Here is an 18,009-nt window from a genome sequence, read left to right as displayed (position 1 = left end):
TCATCGACCGCGCAGGAAAAGTTTGTCCAGATCGTCCAGGCCCATCTGGGTCCAGGTCGGGCGACCATGGTTGCACTGGCCGCTGCGCTCGGTGTTTTCCATGTCGCGCAGCAGGGCGTTCATCTCGGGGATGGCCAGGCGCCGGTTGGCGCGCACGGCGCCGTGGCAGGCCATGGTGCCGAGCAGTTCGTTGAGGTGCGCCTGGATACGGTCGCTGGTGCCGTATTCCATCAGGTCGGCGAGCACGTCCTGGACCAGGCGATTGGCCTCGGCCTGCTTGAGCAGTGCCGGAATCTGGCGAATCGCCAATGTTTCAGGGCCCAGACGCTGCAGTTCGAAGCCCAGGCGCTGGAACCACTGGCTGTGCTCTTCGGCACAATCGGCCTCACGCTGGCTCAGCGCCAGGGTTTCCGGCACCAGCAGCGGCTGGCCGCTGAGGCCTTCGCTGGCCATGGCCACCTTGAGGCGCTCGTACATGATGCGTTCGTGGGCCGCGTGCATGTCTACCAGCACTAGACCCACGGCATTCTCGGCGAGGATGTAGATGCCCTTGAGCTGGGCCAGGGCATAACCCAACGGCGGGATATCGCCTTGGGTTTCCGGCAGTGCCGATGCGGCTGGCGCACCCTCGTTCAACGGCTTGTAGAACTCGCGGTAGACCGCCTGGGACTCGGCGGCCGGCAACGGCTGCGACGGCCGCGGTGTGTACTGGTACTGGTAACCGGCGCCACTGCCGCCATTGGAAATGGAAGGCTGCGGGGCCTGCGGCTGTTCGAGCACCGGCGAGGCCAGGCGCATTTCGCCCTGAGGGCCGAACTCGCCGACCTCAAGGCCAGTCGGGCGCGCCACCTCAGGCACGGCGGCAGGCGCTGCCAGCTGGTCTTCCGGGCGCACGTCAGCCAAGGCACGGTGCAGCGTGCCATAGAGGAAGTCGTGCACCGAGCGGCCTTCGCGGAAGCGCACTTCGTGCTTGGTCGGGTGCACGTTGACGTCGACACCGTTCGGCTCGAGCTCGAGGAACAGCACGAAGGTCGGGTGACGGCCATTGAACAGTACGTCGCGATAGGCCTGGCGCACGGCATGGGCAACCAGCTTGTCGCGCACCGCACGGCCATTGACGAAGAAGTACTGCAAATCGGCCTGGCTGCGCGAGAACGTCGGCAGACCGACCCAGCCCCACAGGCGCAGGCCATTGCGCTCGACATCGATCGGCAGCGCCTGCTCCATGAAGCCCGGGCCGCAGATGGCGCCGACCCGCCGCGCACGGGCTGTTTCGTCATGCGCCTCATGCAGGCTGAGGATGCTCTTGCCGTTGTGGCGCAGGTGGAAGCCGACATCGAAGCGGGCCAGCGCCAGACGACGGATGACTTCCTGCAGGTGATCGAATTCGGTCTTTTCGGCCTTGAGGAACTTGCGCCGGGCCGGGGTATTGAAGAACAGGTCGCGCACTTCCACCGAGGTACCGACCGGATGCGCCGCGGGTTGCACACGCGGGGTCATGTCACGGCCTTCGGTCTCTACCTGCCAGGCTTCACCGGCACTGGCGGTACGCGAGGTCAGGGTCAGGCGCGCCACCGAGCTGATCGATGCCAGGGCCTCACCACGGAAGCCCAGGCTCAGTACGCCTTCAAGGTCTTCCAGCTCGCGAATCTTGCTGGTGGCGTGACGAGCCAGGGCCAGCGGCAGGTCGTCGGCGGAAATGCCGCTGCCATCGTCACGCACCCGCAGCAGCTTCACACCGCCCTGCTCGACTTCCACATCGATGCGCCGAGCACCGGAGTCCAGGCTGTTTTCCAACAGTTCCTTGGCCACCGACGCCGGGCGCTCGACCACCTCACCCGCGGCAATCTGGTTAGCCAGCCGCGGGCTGAGCAGCTGGATGCGCGAACCACCACTCATTGCGCAGCCAGCGTGGTAGCAGGGATATCGAGGTGCTGACCGACCTTCAGCTCATCGGTCTTGAGGCTGTTGGCGCTGCGCAGGCTGGTCACGCTGACTTGATAGCGCACGGCGAGCATCGCCAGGGTTTCGCCCGGGCGCACGGTGTGCTCACGCGGGCCCTGGGCGATCTTGCCACTGTCACGCAGCCAGGCAACGTAGGTGCCAGGCGGCGGGTTCTGCTGGAAGTACTGGCGTACGCCGGTATGGATCGAGCGCGCCAACGCCTGCTGATGGCTGGCAGTGGCCAGTTTGGCCGCTTCGTTGTTGTTCGAGATAAACCCTGTTTCAACGAGGATCGACGGGATATCCGGCGATTTCAGCACCATGAAGCCTGCCTGCTCCACCCGCTGCTTGTGCAGCGACGTCACGCGGCCCATGTTGCCAAGCACCTTCTGCCCGACGTTCAGGCTGGAGCTCAGCGTGGCAGTCATCGACAGGTCGAGCAGCACGCCCGCGAGCATGCGGTCCTTGTCGTCGAGGCTGACGTTACCGGCACCACCGATCAGGTCGGAACGGTTTTCCGTGTCGGCCAGCCAGCGCGCAGTCTCGGACGTGGCACCACGGTCGGACAGGGCGAACACCGAGGCGCCGAATGCGGCGCGCGACGGTGCGGCGTCGGCGTGGATCGAGATGAACAGGTCGGCGCCCTTCTTGCGGGCGATCTCGGTGCGCTTGCGCAACGGGATGAAGTAGTCACCGGTACGGGTCAGTTCGGCACGATAACCCTTCTCGGTATTGATCTGGCGCTGCAACTCCTTGGCGATCTGCAGCACGATGTCTTTCTCGTGCTGGCCGCGCGAGCCGGAAGCGCCCGGGTCTTCACCGCCATGGCCTGCATCGATGGCGACCACGATGTCGCGCTTGCCGCTAGGCACCGGCGGCAGCTTGATCGCAGGCTGGGCCGGGGTTACTGGTACGGCGGGCGTGGTCGCCGGGGTTTGCACCGGCGTTGGCGGCGGGGTCGGCGCCGTGGCGGCGATGGCGTCGGCTTCCTGGTCGTACAAGTCGACCACCAGGCGGTTGCCATACTGGGCATTCGGCGCCAGGGTAAAGCTCTTGGGCGTGACCGACTTTTTCAGGTCGACGACCACACGCAGGTCGGTTGGGGTACGTTGCGCCGAGCGCACACTACTGATCGGTGTATTCGCGGTCGACACGCTCAGCGGCGCGGCCAATGTCGCACCATTGATGTCGATCACAAGGCGATCGGGTGCGCTCAGGGTGAAGACGCTATGCTGCACGGGGCCAGACAGATCGAAGACCAGCCGCGTGTTGTCCGGCGCACGCCACAGGCGCACGCTCTTGACTTGAGTGACGGCCAGAGCGTCAACGGTCACCGCTGTCAGCAGCAATCCAACCACAGCGACCAGTGCGCGTATGCGCATACCTACCCCACTTACTGTTTATAGTGTTCGGCCAGTGCAGTGCACCAGGCCTCGCCGCGAGCCCCCTGCGGCGTAAGGTCAAGCGAGCGGCCGCCCGCTTGGGGGCTTATGGTAATGGTCAGGTCGGGCTTTGGCAAAACGCCCGCACCCTTTTGTGGCCATTCGAACAGGCACAGCGGATCGCCCTCGAAATAGTCACGAATACCCATGAACTCCAGTTCTTCCGGGTCGACCAGGCGATAAAGGTCGAAATGGAAGGCGCGTACTTCACCGATTTCGTAGGGTTCTACCACGGTGAAAGTCGGACTTTTCACTGCACCAGTATGGCCCAGGCCACGGATCAAGCCACGTGAGAGCGTGGTCTTGCCCGCCCCCAGGTCGCCTTCCAGAAAAATCACGCCACGACCGCCGGTCACCTCGGCCAGTTTGGCGCCGAAATCGACCGTGGCCGCTTCATCGGCCAGAAACAGGGTTAAGCCAGACACGCAGAATGCTCCTCCAACAACTCACGAATGACCGGCGCCAGATCACTGGCTGCCAGGCCTCTACCTTTGACGCCCAGACGCTCGCCTGCGCAGGCATGCAGCCACACCCCCAATCCAGCCGCGCCCCAGGCATCCAGCCCCTGGGCCAACAGGGCTGCCAGCACACCCGTCAGCACGTCACCCAAGCCGGCACCGGCCATCGCCGGGTGGCCCCGCTCACACAGCGCCAGCTGCCCGGAGGGGTTCGCCACCAGGGTACCGGCGCCCTTGAGCACGCAGACGCTGGCATACCGGCGGGCCAGCTTACGCGCCGCCCCGGGGCGGTCAGCCTGCACCGCTTCGGTGGAAATGCCCAGCAACCGCGCTGCCTCCCCCGGGTGTGGGGTGAGAATGCTACCGCTGGGCAGTGCCAGCGGCGTACGGGCCAGCAGGTTCAGGGCATCGGCGTCCCATACCTGTGGCCGCTCGGCGTTGGCCACCGCCGACAACAGGCTGCGGCCCCAGGCCGCCTGGCCCAGGCCGGGGCCCACCACCAGCACCGTGGCTCGCTCGAGCACGCCGACCAACTGGTTGGCCGAATCAACGCCCAGGCACATGCTTTCCGGCATGCGCGCCAGCCCGGCCACGACGTGCTCCGGGCGTGTCGCTACGCTGACCAGCCCAGCGCCACACCGCAGCGCGGCTTCGGCACTGAGCAGTACGGCGCCACCGGTGCCCAGGTCGCCACCGACGACCAGCACATGGCCGAAGTCGCCTTTATGGGCATGCGCATGACGTGTCGGCAGGCGTGCGACGGTCACGCTGCTGAGCAATTGCGGGGCATTGCTAGGGTGTTTGGTCTGCGGCATGGGGTCAAAGGCTCCAATGTCTGGCAGAATTATACGCACCTGAGCCCGTATTGCCTGCCCATCCATGTCCGTCTGTACGCCTGACCTCGCCCAACTGGCCCAATCCATCAAGACTTGGGGCCAAGAACTCGGTTTTGCCCATGTCGGCATCGCCGGTGTCGACCTTGGCGAACACGAACAGCACCTGCAACGCTGGCTCGACGCCGGCTACCAGGGCGAAATGGAGTACCTCGGCGCCCACGGCAGCAAGCGCGCCCACCCTGACCAACTGATCCCCGGCACGGTACGCGTGGTGTCGCTGCGCATGGACTACCTACCCGGCGATACTCAGATGGCGCAACGCCTGGCCCAGCCGGAAAAAGCCTACGTGTCGCGTTATGCCCTGGGGCGTGACTACCACAAGCTGGTGCGCAAGCGCGTGCAGTTCCTCGCGGACCGTATCCAGGAAGCGATCGGCCCGTTCGGCTACCGCGCCTTCGTCGACAGCGCCCCGGTACTGGAGAAGGCCCTTGCCGAACAGGCCGGGCTGGGCTGGATCGGCAAGAATACCCTGCTGCTCAACCGCAAGGCCGGCAGCTATTTCTTCCTAGCCGAACTGTTCGTCGACTTGCCGCTGCCGGTGGACGAGGCGCATACCAGCGAACACTGCGGGCGCTGCCAGGCGTGCCTGGACATCTGCCCGACCAAGGCTTTTGTCGGCCCATACGTGCTGGATGCGCGGCGCTGCATCTCTTACCTGACCATCGAGTTGCGCGGGCCTATTCCGGTCGAATTGCGTTCCATGATGGGCAATCGAGTATTTGGCTGCGATGACTGCCAGATCGTCTGCCCATGGAACCGCTTTGCCAATCACAGCAAGGAGCAGGACTTCCAGCCGCGGCACGGGCTGGAAAATGCCGAGCTGGCTGAAATGTTCCTGTGGGACGAGCGCACGTTCCTGCGCAAGACCGAGGGTGGGCCGCTGCGTCGTGCGGGGTATGAGCGATTTTTGCGCAACCTGGCGGTGGGGTTGGGAAATGCGCCTTCTACGATCCCGGTGATCGAGGCGCTGAAGGCTCGCCGGGAAGATGAGTCGGAGCTGGTACGCGAACATGTGGAGTGGGCGCTGGGCCGGCACGGCATCCACTAGGCACCGCCATTCTCTGCTTTCAAAACCGTCGCGATCCCTGTGGGAGCGGGTTTACCCGCGAAGCAGACAACGCGGTGCATGGCACCGGCTGCGCGGTGTTCGCGGCTAAAGCCGCTCCCACAAGGATTACATTCAGGTTACTGCTGGTCGTTGTAGTGGAACTTGGGCATTTCCCAATGGAAACGGATCGCCAGCAAGCGCACCAGGAAGCCACCGAACAAGGTCAGCAGCATCGCCTGCTCCGCCGGGAGCTTGAAGTACACGCAGCCCAGGTAGAACCACGCCGCCGCGAACGACACGCTGGCATAGAGCTCGCGACGAAACACCAGAGGGATGTCGTTGCAGAAGATATCCCGCAGGATTCCGCCAAACACCCCGGTGATCACGCCACTGATCGATGCCACCAGCATGCCTTGCCCCATCTCCAGCGCGGTCATGCAGCCGATCAGGGTAAAGGCCACCAGGCCCAACGCATCCAGCACCAGGAACAGCGAGCGCAAACGCCGCATCATCGGCGCGATGAAGATCGTCAGCAGCGCAGCGAGGCTGGTCAACACCAGGTATTCCGGATGTTTCACCCAGGTCAGCGGGTAGTGCCCGAGCAGCACGTCGCGCACCGAACCGCCACCCAGGGCGGTCACGCAGGCGATCAGCACCACGCCAAACCAGTCCATGCCGCGGCGGCCGGCGGACAGGGCACCGGTCATGGCCTCGGCGGTGATGGCGATCAGGTAGAGCATCAACAACATGGCGCGGGTCCGTGCGAGAAAGGCGCGCAGTCTAACCAGTTGCCGCAGGCACCAAAAGAGGGCGCAAGCACATTATCTGCGCCCTTCGGCTCATACCTTGATGAAATGCTCGCGGTAGTGACGCAGTTCGGCGATCGACTCACGGATATCATCGAGCGCCAGGTGGGTGTTGCCCTTCTTGAAGCTGTCACGCACATCCGGCGCCCAGCGCGCGGCAAGCTCCTTCACGGTGGAGACATCGAGGTTGCGATAGTGGAAGTAGTTTTCCAGGCCGCGCATGTGGCGGTAGAGAAAACGACGATCCTGGCAGATGCTGTTACCGCAGATCGGCGACTTGCCTTTCGGCACCCATTGCTCGAGGAAGGCGATGGTCTGCGCTTCGGCTTCGGCCATGCTGACCTTACTGTCGCGCACGCGCTGGGTCAGGCCCGAGGCGCCATGGGTGCGGGTGTTCCACTCGTCCATGCGCGCCAGCACTTCGTCACTGTGGTGGATGGCGATCACCGGGCCTTCGGCCAAGGTGTTCAGCTCGCTGTCGGTGACGATAGTGGCCATCTCGATGATGACGTCGTGGTCCGGGTCCAGTCCGGTCATTTCCAGATCGATCCAGATCAGGTTCTGTGGGTTCTGCATGAAGGGGCTCCTCGTATAGGCCGTCATATTAGCCTAGCGACGTCAGCCTGCGCATGCGCGGCGCAAAGGTAACCAGAATGGTCCGTGCCCTGGCGTGCTAAACTGCCTGCCGTTTTCAACTTGCCCCACCTTGGAAGGTCCATGGCCAAACGCCAGCTCAATCGTCGCCAGAACTGGCGTATCGAAAAAATCCAGAACGAACGCGCCGCTCGCGCCGCCAAACGCGAGCAGCACGTGCTGCAAGAGCTGGAGGGCGGCGACCTGGGGCCGGAGCAACTGGGCCTGGTCATTGCCCACTTCGGCGTGCAGGTCGAGGTAGAAGCCCAGGACGGTGAAGTCGCCGGCCAGGTGTTCCGCTGCCACTTGCGGGCCAACCTGCCGGCGCTGGTTACGGGTGACCGTGTAGTCTGGCGCGCAGGCAACCAGGGCATTGGCGTGATTGTCGCCCAGATGCCACGCAGCACCGAACTGTGCCGGCCGAACAACCATGGCCAGCTCAAGCCGGTCGCGGCTAACGTCGACCTGATCGTGATCGTCTTCGCCCCGGCGCCGGAGCCACACCCGAACCTGATCGACCGTTACCTGGTGGCTGCCGAGCATGCCGGTATCCGCCCGCTGCTGCTGCTGAACAAGGCCGACCTGATCGACGCAGAAAACGGCCCGGGCCTGCATGCGCTGCTCGAGGTCTACCGCGAACTGGGTTACCCGCTGCTCGAGGTTTCCGCGCACCACGGCGACGGCATGCAACGCCTGCAGCAGATGCTCGACGGGCACATCAGCGTGTTCGTCGGCCAGTCGGGTGTGGGCAAGTCGTCGCTGGTAAACAGCCTGCTGCCGGATGCCGGCACCCGCGTTGGAGACCTGTCCGAGTGGTCTGGCCAGGGCCAGCACACCACCACCACGGCGCGCTTGTATCACTTCCCCAACGGCGGCGACCTGATCGACTCACCGGGCATCCGCGAATTTGGCCTGGGCCACGTCAGCCGAGACGACGTGGAAGATGGCTTCATCGAGTTCCGCGACCTGTTCGGCACCTGCCGCTTCCGCGACTGCAAGCATGACCGCGAACCCGGTTGCGCTCTGCTCAAGGCCCTTGAAGACGGCCGCATCAAGCCGCAGCGGATGAACAGCTACCGCTCGATCATTGCCAGCCTGCCGGAAGACAGCTACTGAGTTGTAGGAAATATTACCGGAGCGCGTAGGACGCCTCCGGTTTTTCCGCCATCTATTGCCCTACCCCTCGCTTTCCCTGAAGGTCATGTCTTCTATCAGGGAGGGCAACCGCGATGCCGGTTTTTATCAGTTACTGCCACGAAGATCGGCTTGACGCCTTCATCCTCAATGAACGCTTGCTGCTTGAGGGCATCACCGCACAGCTGGTGGAGCTTGGCACCGGCGGGCACACTCGCGAAGACGCGCATGGTAGCGCCTGCCAGCAGATAAACGATGCAACCCACTGGATCGGCCTGCTACCCGCAGAAACATGCGATGACGGGTGGACTGCCCGGCTACTGGAGGCAGCGGTGGCAGCCAATCGACGGGTGAGTTTCTACCATACAAGGTGTGGCGAGCCACCCGAGCACCTTGGCAGGTGGCCAATGATGCGCGAACGGAAGCATATCGACCTGTTCGTGCGGGCCTATCACGATGAGTACACGTTCCAGCGAGCGATGATTCTGCCAGCGGAGCATGGGTCGAGTGTCGACCGGGATAATGCGGATTTCTTTCATGCCGATCTCAAGGCCAAGATCAGGCGGGGATTTTGAGTCTTCTGGGGCTGCTCTGCAGCCCTTCGCGGGCAAACCCGCCCCCACAAGCATGCGATTCATGTGTGGGAGCGGCTTGCCCGCGCAGGGCCGCAAAGCGGCCCCGACCCTTACTGATCCTTCTGCTCGTCCATCTTCAAGGTCCCATCCTCGAAGATGTTCAGCTTCTGGCGCAGTTCCCGCGGCTGCATCGGCGCCTGGGCAGCTGCATCACCTGCCGCCGGCGCTGCCGGAGCCGCCGCACCAGGCGCTGCACCACCTGGCGCAGACGGCGGGGTTGGCGCCTCGGGCGTGCCCTGCTCACCCTCGATGTTGCGCTGCGCCTTCTTGGTCAGGACGATGATGTCGATACGGCGGTTGACCGGGTTGAACGGGTTCTTGCGGTCGAACAGCGACGACGAGGCATACCCTACCACCCGGGCCACTTGGTCATCCGGGTAGCCACCGGCCACCAATGCACGACGTGCGGCGTTGGCGCGGTTGGCCGAAAGCTCCCAGTTACCGTAGTCGCCAGTGCCGGAATACGGCTTGGCATCGGTGTGGCCACTGATGCTGATCTTGTTCGGCACCGCCTTGATGGTGTCGGCCATGGCCAGCAGGATGTCTTCGAAATACGGCTGAAGGCGCGCGCTGCCGATGTCGAACATTGGCCGGTTCTCGGCATCCATGATCTGGATCCGCAGGCCATCCTGGGTAATCTCGAAGAGAATCTGGTCCTTGAACTTCTGCAGCTGCGGGTTTTCCTCAACCTTGTTCTGCAGTTCCTGCAACAGCAACTCGAGGCGCTCGCGCTCGACCTGTTCGGCCATGGTCTCGACCTGGTCCTTGTCCAGTTGAATGCTGGTGTCAGGCGTAGGCTCGGACTTTACTTCCGGGTTGATGGTCTTGTCCGGCGCCATCTCTGGCGAGCCGCCCAGGTCGATAACATAAGGCGTGCCACTCTCGGAAAAACCGATCGGGTCCTTGAAGTAGCCGGCAATGGCGATCTTCTGCTCGGGCGTGGCGGTAGACAACAGCCACAACACCAGGAAGAACGCCATCATCGCCGTGGCGAAGTCGGCGAAGGCGATCTTCCAGGCGCCGCCATGGTGCCCGCCACCGAAGCGCTTGACGCGCTTGATGATTATCGGCTGATTGTTCTCCATGACTCAGCGACCGCGAACTGCTTGTTCCAGCTCGGCGAAGCTCGGGCGATGCTTCGGATACAGCACCTTGCGCCCGAATTCCACGGCCAGCGACGGCGGCATGCCGGAGGCCGAGGCTACCAGCGAGGCCTTGATCGACTCATAGAGGTTGAGCTCTTCCTTGGCATCGTGCTCAAGGCACTTGGCCAGTGGGCCGAAGAAGCCATAGGCAGCGAGAATACCGAAGAAGGTACCGACCAGCGCCGCACCTACGTGCATGCCGATGGCCGCCTGGTCGCCTTCGCCCAGCGATGCCATGGTCACCACGATACCCAGTACTGCCGCCACGATACCGAAACCCGGCATGCCGTCGGCGATACCGGTGACCGCGTGCGACGGGTGCTCGAGCTCTTCCTTCATGCTCAGCAGTTCCATGTCGAACAAGCCTTCCAGCTCGTGCGGGGCCATGTTGCCGGTGGACATGATGCGCAAGTAGTCGCAAATGAATGCGGTCATGCGCTCGTCCCCCAGTACTGCCGGGTACTTGGCGAAGATCGGACTGGCTGCGGCGTCTTCGATATCGCTCTCGATCGCCATCATGCCTTCGCGACGGCTCTTGTTGAGGATTTCATACACCAGGCCCAGCACTTCCAGATAGAAAGCATGGGAGAAGCGCGAGCCGAACATCTTCATCGACTTCTTGATTACATGCATGGTCATGTAACCAGGGTTGGCCTGCATGAAGGCGCCAAAGGCTGCACCGCCGATGATCAGCACTTCGAACGGCTGGATCAGCGCCGCGATCTTGCCGTGGGAGAGTACATATCCGCCGAGCACGCTCGCGAATACGACGATGATGCCGATAATTTTAGCCATAGGTTCAAAGCACTTGCTGTCGTGGTCAGGGTGAGGGACGGGAGCTTTAAAACTCTTCTTCTACTTATCGGCAGAACTGCGCCAGACTATAGCCACTAACAGCGAAAAGCCAGTTCGGACTGATGTCAAAATGCCAATGGAATCCAAGGTGCCCACTCAGAATCCGCGTACGGTAGAAGCCTGGGTCAAGCTGCTCGACGGTGTCCGTGTACCGGTACCGAAGCAGAGTTACGACCGGGTCATGAGCGCCATCAACGACAATCGCCGCTCGTTGCGCGACATCGCCGAACTGATGCAAGACAGCCCCGCCCTGGTGCTGTCGGTGATGCGCGAGGCCAATCACTCCGCCAACGCCAGCCAGGCCGAACCCGCCGAAAGCCTGGAGGTCGCCCTCAACCGCCTGGGCCTGGCACGCAGCAAGGAACTGCTGATGCGCCTGCCGGCCCTGCCGGAAGACGACATTCCGCCGGTGCTGCGCCAATTTCTGTTGATCAGCCAGCACGCCGCGCAACAGGCCAGCGGCCTGTTCGCCAGCCGTCTGGCGCGCCTGTGGCAGGAGATCCACTGGGGCAGCCTGTTGTTCCTCTCCCCTCTGTGGCCGCTGGCCCTGGCCCACCCCAAGCTGTTGGACGCCTGGGAGCTGCGGGTTATCCACAAAGGCGAGATTGCAGCCGACGTAGAGCAGGAATTGTTCGGTGTGCGTATCTTCGCCCTGTGCCAGGCCATGGCCGAACACTGGCGCTTGCCCAAATGGGTGACCCAAGGCTATCGCCTGCTGCTCGAAGAGCGCGACCAACTGGCCATGGTGCTGAGCATCGCCCGCGAAGAAGACCTGCTCAGCCAGCAACATCGCCTGGACGAGGCACCCGGCTTGCGCCGCTGGTTCAACGAGCCGGCCAACACCGTACTACTGGCCAACAACCTGGCCCTGGCAGCCCAGGTCGGTTGGGACAACCCGCATTTGTTACGCTGGCAGCAGCTGACCGCACTGTATCTGCAAACTTCACTGGAAGACGTACAACAGCAGGTGCACCAACAGGCTGCCGCCAGCGCCCGGCGTCACGCCAGGCATGCGCTGTTCCACCCGGCCGAAGCGCTGATCTGGCCTTGGCACCAGCGCCGCCCGCACCCGGACATGCTGACGCCACCGCCCCCCTCCAGCGAGGACCTCGGCCGCTGGCGCAAGCTGTGCCAGGAGTTGCTGGTCCAGCCAAGCCCGTTCACCAACGCGGTACACCTGGCGACCCAGGCGCGCGACGCCATGCTCGCGTGCGGTATGCAGCGCATAATGCTGCTGACACTGGACCGTGCCAGCGACTATCTGCGCGTGCAGCAAACCGCCGGCCTGCCCAAGGAGGCCGCAGCCATGGCTTTGCCAGTCGCACAGAACAAACTGCTGCAAAAGCTCGTGAGCAAGGCCGGGCAGCTGCGCCTGACGCCTGACAATCACGCCCAGTTCTCGGCATTGCTACCCGCGCCGCTGCGGGCCTTGTTCCGCAGCGAACACGTGCTGCTGCGTTCGTTGGCAGTCAGTGACCAGGTGCTGATGCTGGCCGTGGCCGACCAGGGCGGCAAGCCGCTGGCGGATGTCAGCGTGCAGGCCTTCGGCAAGACTTCGCAATGTATCGAGCGTGCGCTGGCGGTGTTTGCCAACCGCGGCGCCTGAGCCATGCGCTACAATCGCCCCTCTTTCCACACTGGAGAACGTGGATGACCGACTTTTCCGGCCTGCCTTTGGTGATCGAAGCCGCAGACCTGCTGCCGCGCCTGGATTCACCCCAGCTGATCCTGGTCGACCTGAGCAGCGCCAACCGCTATGTCAGCGGGCATATCCCCGGCGCCCGCTTCGTCGAGGGCAAGCGCACCCAGCTTGGCCTGCCTCCGGCACCCGGCCTGCTGCCGCCCCTGGCCGACCTGGAAAAACTGTTCAGCGAGCTCGGCCACCGCGACGACGCAGTCTATGTGGTGTACGACGATGAAGGCGGCGGCTGGGCCGGCCGCTTCATCTGGCTGCTCGATGTCATCGGCCATAGCCGCTACCACTACCTCAACGGCGGCATCCAGGCCTGGTCGCCGGACAAGCTCTCCACCGACGTGCCAGCCCCTGGCAACACGCCCGTGCACCTGCAACTGCACGGCGAACCGACCGCCACCCGCGAATACCTGCAAAGCCGCCTGGGCGCCGATGACCTGGTGATCTGGGACGCCCGCGGCCCGCAGGAATTCAACGGTGAGAAGGTCTTGGCCGCCAAGGCTGGGCACATTCCCGGCGCCATCAATTTCGAGTGGACTGCTGGCATGGACCTCAACGACCACCTGCGCATCCGCGCAGACATCGCTGAAGCACTCCAGCAACTGGGCATCACCCCGGACAAGGAAGTGATCACCCACTGCCAAACCCACCGTCGCTCCGGTTTCACCTACCTGGTGGCAAAAGCCCTCGGCTACCCACGCATCAAGGCTTATGCCGGTTCGTGGAGCGAATGGGGCAACCACCCGGACACGCCTGTCGAAGTTCAAGGACAATCAACGCAATGAAATCCCGTCTGTTCATCCTCAGTCAGCACCTGCTGCCGCACCACTTGCTGTCGCGCCTGGCTGGCTGTGTCGCCGAGTGCCGTGCACGCTGGTTCAAAAACGCCTTCACCGCCTGGTTCGCCAAGCGTTACCAGGTGAACATGAGCGAAGCGCTGGTCGAAGACCTCACCGCCTACGAGCACTTCAACGCTTTCTTCACCCGCGCCCTGAAACCAGGCGCCCGCCCGCTGGACGAAACCCCGGGCGCGGTCCTCTGCCCGGCCGACGGTGCCGTCAGCCAGCTGGGCCCGATCGAGCACGGTCGTATCTTCCAGGCCAAGGGCCACAGCTACAGTGCCCTCGAACTGCTTGGCGGAGACCCTGCGCTGGCTGCGCCGTTCATGGGTGGCGAGTTCGCCACCATCTACCTGTCGCCGAAGGATTACCACCGCGTGCACATGCCGCTGGCCGGTACCCTGCGCGAGATGGTCTATGTGCCTGGCCGTCTGTTCTCGGTCAACCAGACCACCGCCGAGAACGTGCCGGAGCTGTTCGCGCGCAACGAACGTGTGGTGTGCCTGTTCGATACCGAGCGCGGGCCAATGGCCGTGGTGCTGGTCGGCGCCATGATCGTCGCGTCGATCGAGACCGTGTGGGCCGGCCTCGTCACGCCGCCAAAGCGCGAGCTGAAGACATTCCGCTACGACGAAAGCAGCCGTGCGCCGATTCACCTGGAGAAAGGCGCCGAGCTGGGCCGCTTCAAACTGGGCTCGACCGCGATCGTGCTGTTCGGGCCAGAGCAGGTGAAATGGGCCGAAAACCTGGGCGCAGCTTCGGCTGTGCGCATGGGTGAACTGCTGGCTAACCCTGCCCAGGCTTGACCCTGGGCGAAAAAAAAGGCCCTGCGTGTGCAGGGCCTTTTTTTGTCCGGCGTATCAGCCTCGGGCGTCGCGGTCGCGCAGGCCCAGCAGGTACAGCACGCCATCCAGCCCCAGGGTGGAAATCGCCTGCTTGGCCGACTGGCGCACCAGCGGCTTGGCGCGGAAAGCCACACCAAGGCCGGCCAGCGACAGCATCGGCAGGTCGTTGGCGCCATCGCCCACGGCGATGGTCTGGTCCAGCTGCAGGCCTTCTTCATTGGCCAGTTGCTGCAGCAGGTCAGCCTTGCGCTGGGCATCGACAATCGGCTCCACGGCCACGCCGGTCACCTTGCCATCGACCACTTCCAGTTCATTGGCGAATACGTAATCAATGCCCAGGCGCGCCTGCACCTGCTTGGCGAAGTAGGAGAAGCCACCGGACAGGATCGCCGTCTTGTAGCCCAGGCGCTTGAGCTCGGCGAACAGATTTTCGGCACCTTCAGTCAGGCGCAGGGAAGCACCAATCTCGTCGAGCACTCCGACATCCAGGCCCTTGAGCAGCGCCATGCGCTCCTTGAAACTGGCGCGGAAATCCAGCTCGCCACGCATGGCGCGCTCGGTGATCGCGGCAACCTGTTCGCCCACACCAGCCGCCTTGGCCAGTTCGTCGATGACTTCAGCCTCGATCAGCGTCGAGTCCATGTCGAATACCGCCAGGCGGCGGTTGCGGCGGAACAGGTCATCCTTCTGGAACGCGATGTCGATGTTCAGCTCTTCAGCCAGCGCGAAGAAGTCGGCACGCAATGCCTGGGCGTCGCTCGGCACGCCGCGCACGGAGATTTCCAGCGCTGCTTTGCCCTTCTCGCTCGGAGCACCCAACGCAACCCGTGCCGACAGGCGCTCGATGCGCTCGATGGTCAGGCCGTACTGGCTGATGACTGCGCTGACGCGTTGCAGTTGCTCGGGGGTGATCTTGCGGCTGAGCACGGTCGCGATATGCCGCGCTTCACCCTGGGCATCGGCCCAGTGCTGATAGTCGGCTTCGGAGATCGGCGTGTAACGCGCTTGCAGGTTCAGTTCGTGGGCCTTGGACTGCACGCTCTGCAGCAGACTGGTGGCCACTTCGTTGTCGGGAATATCGACCAGAATGCCGAACGACAGGGTGCCGTGCATCACCGCCAGGCCGATGTCGAGGATGTTCACACCGCCCTGGAGCAGGACGCCGGTAATGGCGGCGGTAAGACCGGGACGGTCCTCACCGGTGATGTTGATCAGAACGATTTCGCGCACAACCTGGCTCCGACTTCGATGAAAAATGCGCATTCTACCGATTTTCCATGACCATCGGGCGCCAACTCTACTTTGCCGACAAAACACTGCTCGCTATACTGCCCAACACTTTTATGCCATTAAGAGCCGAGCTCTGTGAACCGGCCCACGCCCGTCAAAACCGACAACTTCTTCATCATGATCTTCCGAGCCCTGCGCCAACGTCGCGTGCCCTTGGCACTGCGCATCGCCACCACCAACATTTTCCTGGTGGCACTGGCGCTGGTGATCTACGCCTGCGTGATGGGCCTGCAGTTCAAGCAGGCCATGCACGAGCAAGCTGACGCCCTCGGCCAGAGCCTGACCACCCAGACCGCCACCTCGGCAACCGAGCTGCTGGTGTCAAATGACATCCTCAGCCTCAACGTGCTGCTGGGTAACCTGGTTAAGAACCCGCTGGTGGCCCATGCGGCCATCTACAGCGTGGACAACCGCATCCTCGCCGAGGCCGGCCAGCGCCCACGCAACAGCCTGCTGGGTGAAGCCGAAGGTCTGTACCAGACCAAGATCACGTTCCAGGACGTGACCGCCGGCCAGCTGCGCATCAGCCTGGACATGAGCCAGTTCCAACAGCCGATGCTGATCAGCCTGCAGAGCATGGGCATCCTCGCCGCCATCCTGCTGGCCCTGGCGCTGAGCCTGAGCCTGCGTCAAGGCCGCCACATCACCCTGCCGTTGCTGCAACTGCGGGTATGGCTGCGTGACCCGCACCCTTACACCCCGGCCATCGACCGTCAGGACGAAATCGGCGACATCGCCCGCCAGCTGCACGCCCGCCTGGCGCCGCCACCTCCGCCCGAGCCGGAACCGGAGGAGGAAGAGTTCGAAGACGAGTTCGACGCGCCGCACGGCGAAGCCCCTGCCAAGCCAGCCCAGCGCGCCAGGGCCATAGTCCAGGCAGACGAGGATGACGACGAAGCCTTCGCCGGGCTACTGGATGACGAGGAGCAACCGGCGCCCAAACCTGCCGTGGTCGAATCCGACGAGCCACAAAACACCGCCGTGCTAGCCGTTCAACTGGGCTCCCAGGAGCAGCTGCGTCGCCTGCCGCGCACGCGCCTGACCGAGCTGCTGGAGCGCTACCGTGGCTGCCTGGAGCAGGCTGCATCGCTGTATGAAGGCGACATCCACACGCTCAACGATGGCAGCACCCTGGTGCTGTTCCACAGCCGCGACTGCGGCGAGGATTACCTGACCAACGCGATCTGCTGCGGCGAGCTGCTGCGTGCGCTGGGCCATGCCCTGCAGATCGAAGTGGCCGACAGCGGCATCACCCTGCAACTGCAGCTGGGCCTGGCCCTGGCCGACGATCTGCAAGGGTTGGAGCAGGTTGACCTGCTGATGACCGAGAAGGCCCAGGATGCCCTGGCACTGTCGCAGCACAGCCGCAACCTGTTGCTGGTGGAGCGCCAGATCAGCGATGACGCGCTGATTCGTCAACGTGCTCGCATTCGCCCGATTGCCAGCCCAGAAGGCGCCTGCTGCGTGGAGCGGTTGATGGAGCCTTACCCGTCGATGCTGGAGCGTCAGTTGGCGCGGATGCACGAGCGCCGGGCTTGACTTGAGATCCTTGGGGCCGCTCTGCGGCCCCAGCAGTTTCAGACAGGCACAAAAAAGCCCGCGATGATGCGGGCTTTTTTGTGGATGGCTACTTGATCAGAACCGATAGACTTCCATATCGGTGCGAATCGGCGAAGCCATCGGGATCTTCGACTTCTCTGGCTCTTTCTTGACCTGTACCGGTGCTGCCTGTTTCTTCGGTGCTTCTTCAGCAACCGCAGGCTGATTGGCCAGCGGCTTCACCGCCACGCTCAACTGCTCGGCCAGCTTCTGCAACAACTGCCCCTGTGCTTGAACCTGGGACGATTCGCTACCCTCATGCGGTTGCTCAAGGTGAACGATACGGTTGTCACGCACATGGCCACGGCGGTCGAGCAGGCGCCATTGCGCATCGAGAATCGCCGGTTGGTTCTTGCCAGAGTCCAGGCGGGTGATCGACAGCAGCACCTGCACGTCCGGGGAGAAGCCAGTGCTGGCCGGGGCCAGCACCACACGCTGGCTATCCAGGCGCCAGGCCAGCTGACGCACCAGCAACTGATCGATGTCCGCCGACAGGCTACCGGCCCAGCGACCGTCTGTCGCCGAACTCAGGCTGCCATCAGCCTGACGCTGCAAGAAGGTTTCGCGTTGCAGATAATCGGCTACCGACACCGGGCCGAGCACCACGGCCATGCCCGCACTTTGCGAAGGCTGGCCAGGATCACCGCTGTCGAGTTGGTACAAGGCAACTGGCTGGTGCATGCTGCACCCGCCCAGCCCCAGCAAACCCGTCATCAACAGCGCAAATGGAAGGCGCAGGAATTTCAT

The 18,009-nt window shown here is 63.6% G+C and carries 17 protein-coding genes; 7 read left to right on the top strand and 10 right to left on the bottom strand.

The genetic code is table 11. From position 1 onward, the window contains the following. From mutL to H040_RS12870, 4 genes are read right to left on the bottom strand one after another with little or no spacing between them, the layout of a single operon-like run. Nucleotides 1–1,899, bottom strand: coding sequence for a DNA mismatch repair endonuclease MutL (mutL, locus tag H040_RS12885; RefSeq protein WP_027920746.1), 1,899 nt, complete (start codon nucleotides 1,897–1,899; stop codon nucleotides 1–3). Then, nucleotides 1,896–3,326: an N-acetylmuramoyl-L-alanine amidase gene (locus H040_RS12880; RefSeq protein WP_027920745.1), complete on the bottom strand. Its 1,431-nt coding sequence runs from the start codon at nucleotides 3,324–3,326 to the stop codon at nucleotides 1,896–1,898. Before H040_RS12880 ends, mutL begins: the two co-directional genes overlap by 4 nt. Before the next feature lie 11 nt (nucleotides 3,327–3,337). After that, the gene (gene tsaE, locus H040_RS12875) at nucleotides 3,338–3,796 is read right to left on the bottom strand and encodes a tRNA (adenosine(37)-N6)-threonylcarbamoyltransferase complex ATPase subunit type 1 TsaE (RefSeq protein WP_371260275.1); all 459 of its coding nucleotides are present in this window, start codon (nucleotides 3,794–3,796) and stop codon (nucleotides 3,338–3,340) included. Between the two features lie 2 nt (nucleotides 3,797–3,798). Further along, complete coding sequence (locus H040_RS12870) at nucleotides 3,799–4,659, bottom strand: NAD(P)H-hydrate dehydratase (RefSeq protein ID WP_027920743.1); 861 nt, start codon at nucleotides 4,657–4,659, stop codon at nucleotides 3,799–3,801. Between the two features lie 64 nt (nucleotides 4,660–4,723). Between H040_RS12870 and queG the strand changes: the two genes are divergently transcribed. Further along, nucleotides 4,724–5,788, top strand: coding sequence for a tRNA epoxyqueuosine(34) reductase QueG (gene queG / locus H040_RS12865; protein WP_027920742.1), 1,065 nt, complete (start codon nucleotides 4,724–4,726; stop codon nucleotides 5,786–5,788). Between the two features lie 137 nt (nucleotides 5,789–5,925). Here queG and H040_RS12860 read toward each other — a convergent pair whose 3' ends face one another. Further along, complete coding sequence (locus H040_RS12860) at nucleotides 5,926–6,537, bottom strand: trimeric intracellular cation channel family protein (protein WP_027920741.1); 612 nt, start codon at nucleotides 6,535–6,537, stop codon at nucleotides 5,926–5,928. A 90-nt stretch (nucleotides 6,538–6,627) separates the two neighbouring features. Continuing rightward, on the bottom strand, nucleotides 6,628–7,170 hold the full coding sequence (orn, locus tag H040_RS12855) for an oligoribonuclease (RefSeq protein ID WP_027920740.1): 543 nt from the start codon (nucleotides 7,168–7,170) through the stop codon (nucleotides 6,628–6,630). A gap of 141 nt (nucleotides 7,171–7,311) precedes the next feature. Between orn and rsgA the strand changes: the two genes are divergently transcribed. Beyond that, nucleotides 7,312–8,343, top strand: coding sequence for a small ribosomal subunit biogenesis GTPase RsgA (gene rsgA / locus H040_RS12850; protein WP_027920739.1), 1,032 nt, complete (start codon nucleotides 7,312–7,314; stop codon nucleotides 8,341–8,343). Nucleotides 8,344–8,456: 113 nt separating this feature from the next. Then, the gene (locus H040_RS12845) at nucleotides 8,457–8,936 is read left to right on the top strand and encodes a molecular chaperone Tir (RefSeq protein WP_027920738.1); all 480 of its coding nucleotides are present in this window, start codon (nucleotides 8,457–8,459) and stop codon (nucleotides 8,934–8,936) included. 110 nt (nucleotides 8,937–9,046) lie between these two features. On the opposite strand, the gene motB is transcribed toward H040_RS12845, so the two are convergent. Beyond that, nucleotides 9,047–10,081 (bottom strand): flagellar motor protein MotB, encoded by a 1,035-nt coding sequence (motB, locus tag H040_RS12840; RefSeq protein WP_027920737.1) that lies wholly within the window; start codon nucleotides 10,079–10,081, stop codon nucleotides 9,047–9,049. A 3-nt stretch (nucleotides 10,082–10,084) separates the two neighbouring features. Next, on the bottom strand, nucleotides 10,085–10,936 hold the full coding sequence (gene motA / locus H040_RS12835) for a flagellar motor stator protein MotA (RefSeq protein WP_027920736.1): 852 nt from the start codon (nucleotides 10,934–10,936) through the stop codon (nucleotides 10,085–10,087). A 130-nt stretch (nucleotides 10,937–11,066) separates the two neighbouring features. Here motA and H040_RS12830 point away from each other — a divergent pair, with 130 nt between their 5' ends. From H040_RS12830 to asd, 3 genes are read left to right on the top strand one after another with little or no spacing between them, the layout of a single operon-like run. Next, on the top strand, nucleotides 11,067–12,602 hold the full coding sequence (locus tag H040_RS12830; RefSeq protein WP_027920735.1) for an HDOD domain-containing protein: 1,536 nt from the start codon (nucleotides 11,067–11,069) through the stop codon (nucleotides 12,600–12,602). Between the two features lie 44 nt (nucleotides 12,603–12,646). Then, nucleotides 12,647–13,474, top strand: coding sequence for a rhodanese-like domain-containing protein (locus H040_RS12825; RefSeq protein ID WP_027920734.1), 828 nt, complete (start codon nucleotides 12,647–12,649; stop codon nucleotides 13,472–13,474). Then, complete coding sequence (gene asd, locus H040_RS12820) at nucleotides 13,471–14,334, top strand: archaetidylserine decarboxylase (protein WP_027920733.1); 864 nt, start codon at nucleotides 13,471–13,473, stop codon at nucleotides 14,332–14,334. The genes H040_RS12825 and asd overlap by 4 nt, the downstream gene beginning before the upstream one ends. Before the next feature lie 54 nt (nucleotides 14,335–14,388). On the opposite strand, the gene serB is transcribed toward asd, so the two are convergent. Beyond that, entirely contained in the window at nucleotides 14,389–15,603 is a 1,215-nt protein-coding gene (gene serB / locus H040_RS12815; RefSeq protein WP_027920732.1) for a phosphoserine phosphatase SerB, read from the bottom strand. 135 nt (nucleotides 15,604–15,738) lie between these two features. Here serB and H040_RS12810 point away from each other — a divergent pair, with 135 nt between their 5' ends. After that, on the top strand, nucleotides 15,739–17,202 hold the full coding sequence (locus H040_RS12810; protein ID WP_027920731.1) for an AhpA/YtjB family protein: 1,464 nt from the start codon (nucleotides 15,739–15,741) through the stop codon (nucleotides 17,200–17,202). Nucleotides 17,203–17,298: 96 nt separating this feature from the next. On the opposite strand, the gene H040_RS12805 is transcribed toward H040_RS12810, so the two are convergent. Next, entirely contained in the window at nucleotides 17,299–18,009 is a 711-nt protein-coding gene (locus H040_RS12805) for a PqiC family protein (protein WP_027920730.1), read from the bottom strand.

This window comes from Pseudomonas sp. URMO17WK12:I7, from assembly GCF_003269045.1.
Taxonomy (GTDB): Bacteria; Pseudomonadota; Gammaproteobacteria; order Pseudomonadales; family Pseudomonadaceae; genus Aquipseudomonas; species Aquipseudomonas putida_J.
Note: the sequence above shows the minus strand (reverse complement) of the source record. Positions and strands in the feature narration are given on the sequence as shown.

Coding starts and splice junctions, on each gene's coding strand:
- rsgA (WP_027920739.1), top strand. CDS start 7,312: ATGGCCAAACGCCAGCTCAATCGTCGCCAGAACTGGCGTATCGAAAAA.
- motA (WP_027920736.1), bottom strand. CDS start 10,936: ATGGCTAAAATTATCGGCATCATCGTCGTATTCGCGAGCGTGCTCGGC.
- queG (WP_027920742.1), top strand. CDS start 4,724: ATGTCCGTCTGTACGCCTGACCTCGCCCAACTGGCCCAATCCATCAAG.
- H040_RS12880 (WP_027920745.1), bottom strand. CDS start 3,326: ATGCGCATACGCGCACTGGTCGCTGTGGTTGGATTGCTGCTGACAGCG.
- mutL (WP_027920746.1), bottom strand. CDS start 1,899: ATGAGTGGTGGTTCGCGCATCCAGCTGCTCAGCCCGCGGCTGGCTAAC.
- orn (WP_027920740.1), bottom strand. CDS start 7,170: ATGCAGAACCCACAGAACCTGATCTGGATCGATCTGGAAATGACCGGA.
- H040_RS12870 (WP_027920743.1), bottom strand. CDS start 4,659: ATGCCGCAGACCAAACACCCTAGCAATGCCCCGCAATTGCTCAGCAGC.
- H040_RS12825 (WP_027920734.1), top strand. CDS start 12,647: ATGACCGACTTTTCCGGCCTGCCTTTGGTGATCGAAGCCGCAGACCTG.
- motB (WP_027920737.1), bottom strand. CDS start 10,081: ATGGAGAACAATCAGCCGATAATCATCAAGCGCGTCAAGCGCTTCGGT.
- H040_RS12845 (WP_027920738.1), top strand. CDS start 8,457: ATGCCGGTTTTTATCAGTTACTGCCACGAAGATCGGCTTGACGCCTTC.
- asd (WP_027920733.1), top strand. CDS start 13,471: ATGAAATCCCGTCTGTTCATCCTCAGTCAGCACCTGCTGCCGCACCAC.
- H040_RS12830 (WP_027920735.1), top strand. CDS start 11,067: ATGCCAATGGAATCCAAGGTGCCCACTCAGAATCCGCGTACGGTAGAA.
- H040_RS12805 (WP_027920730.1), bottom strand. CDS start 18,009: ATGAAATTCCTGCGCCTTCCATTTGCGCTGTTGATGACGGGTTTGCTG.
- H040_RS12860 (WP_027920741.1), bottom strand. CDS start 6,537: ATGTTGTTGATGCTCTACCTGATCGCCATCACCGCCGAGGCCATGACC.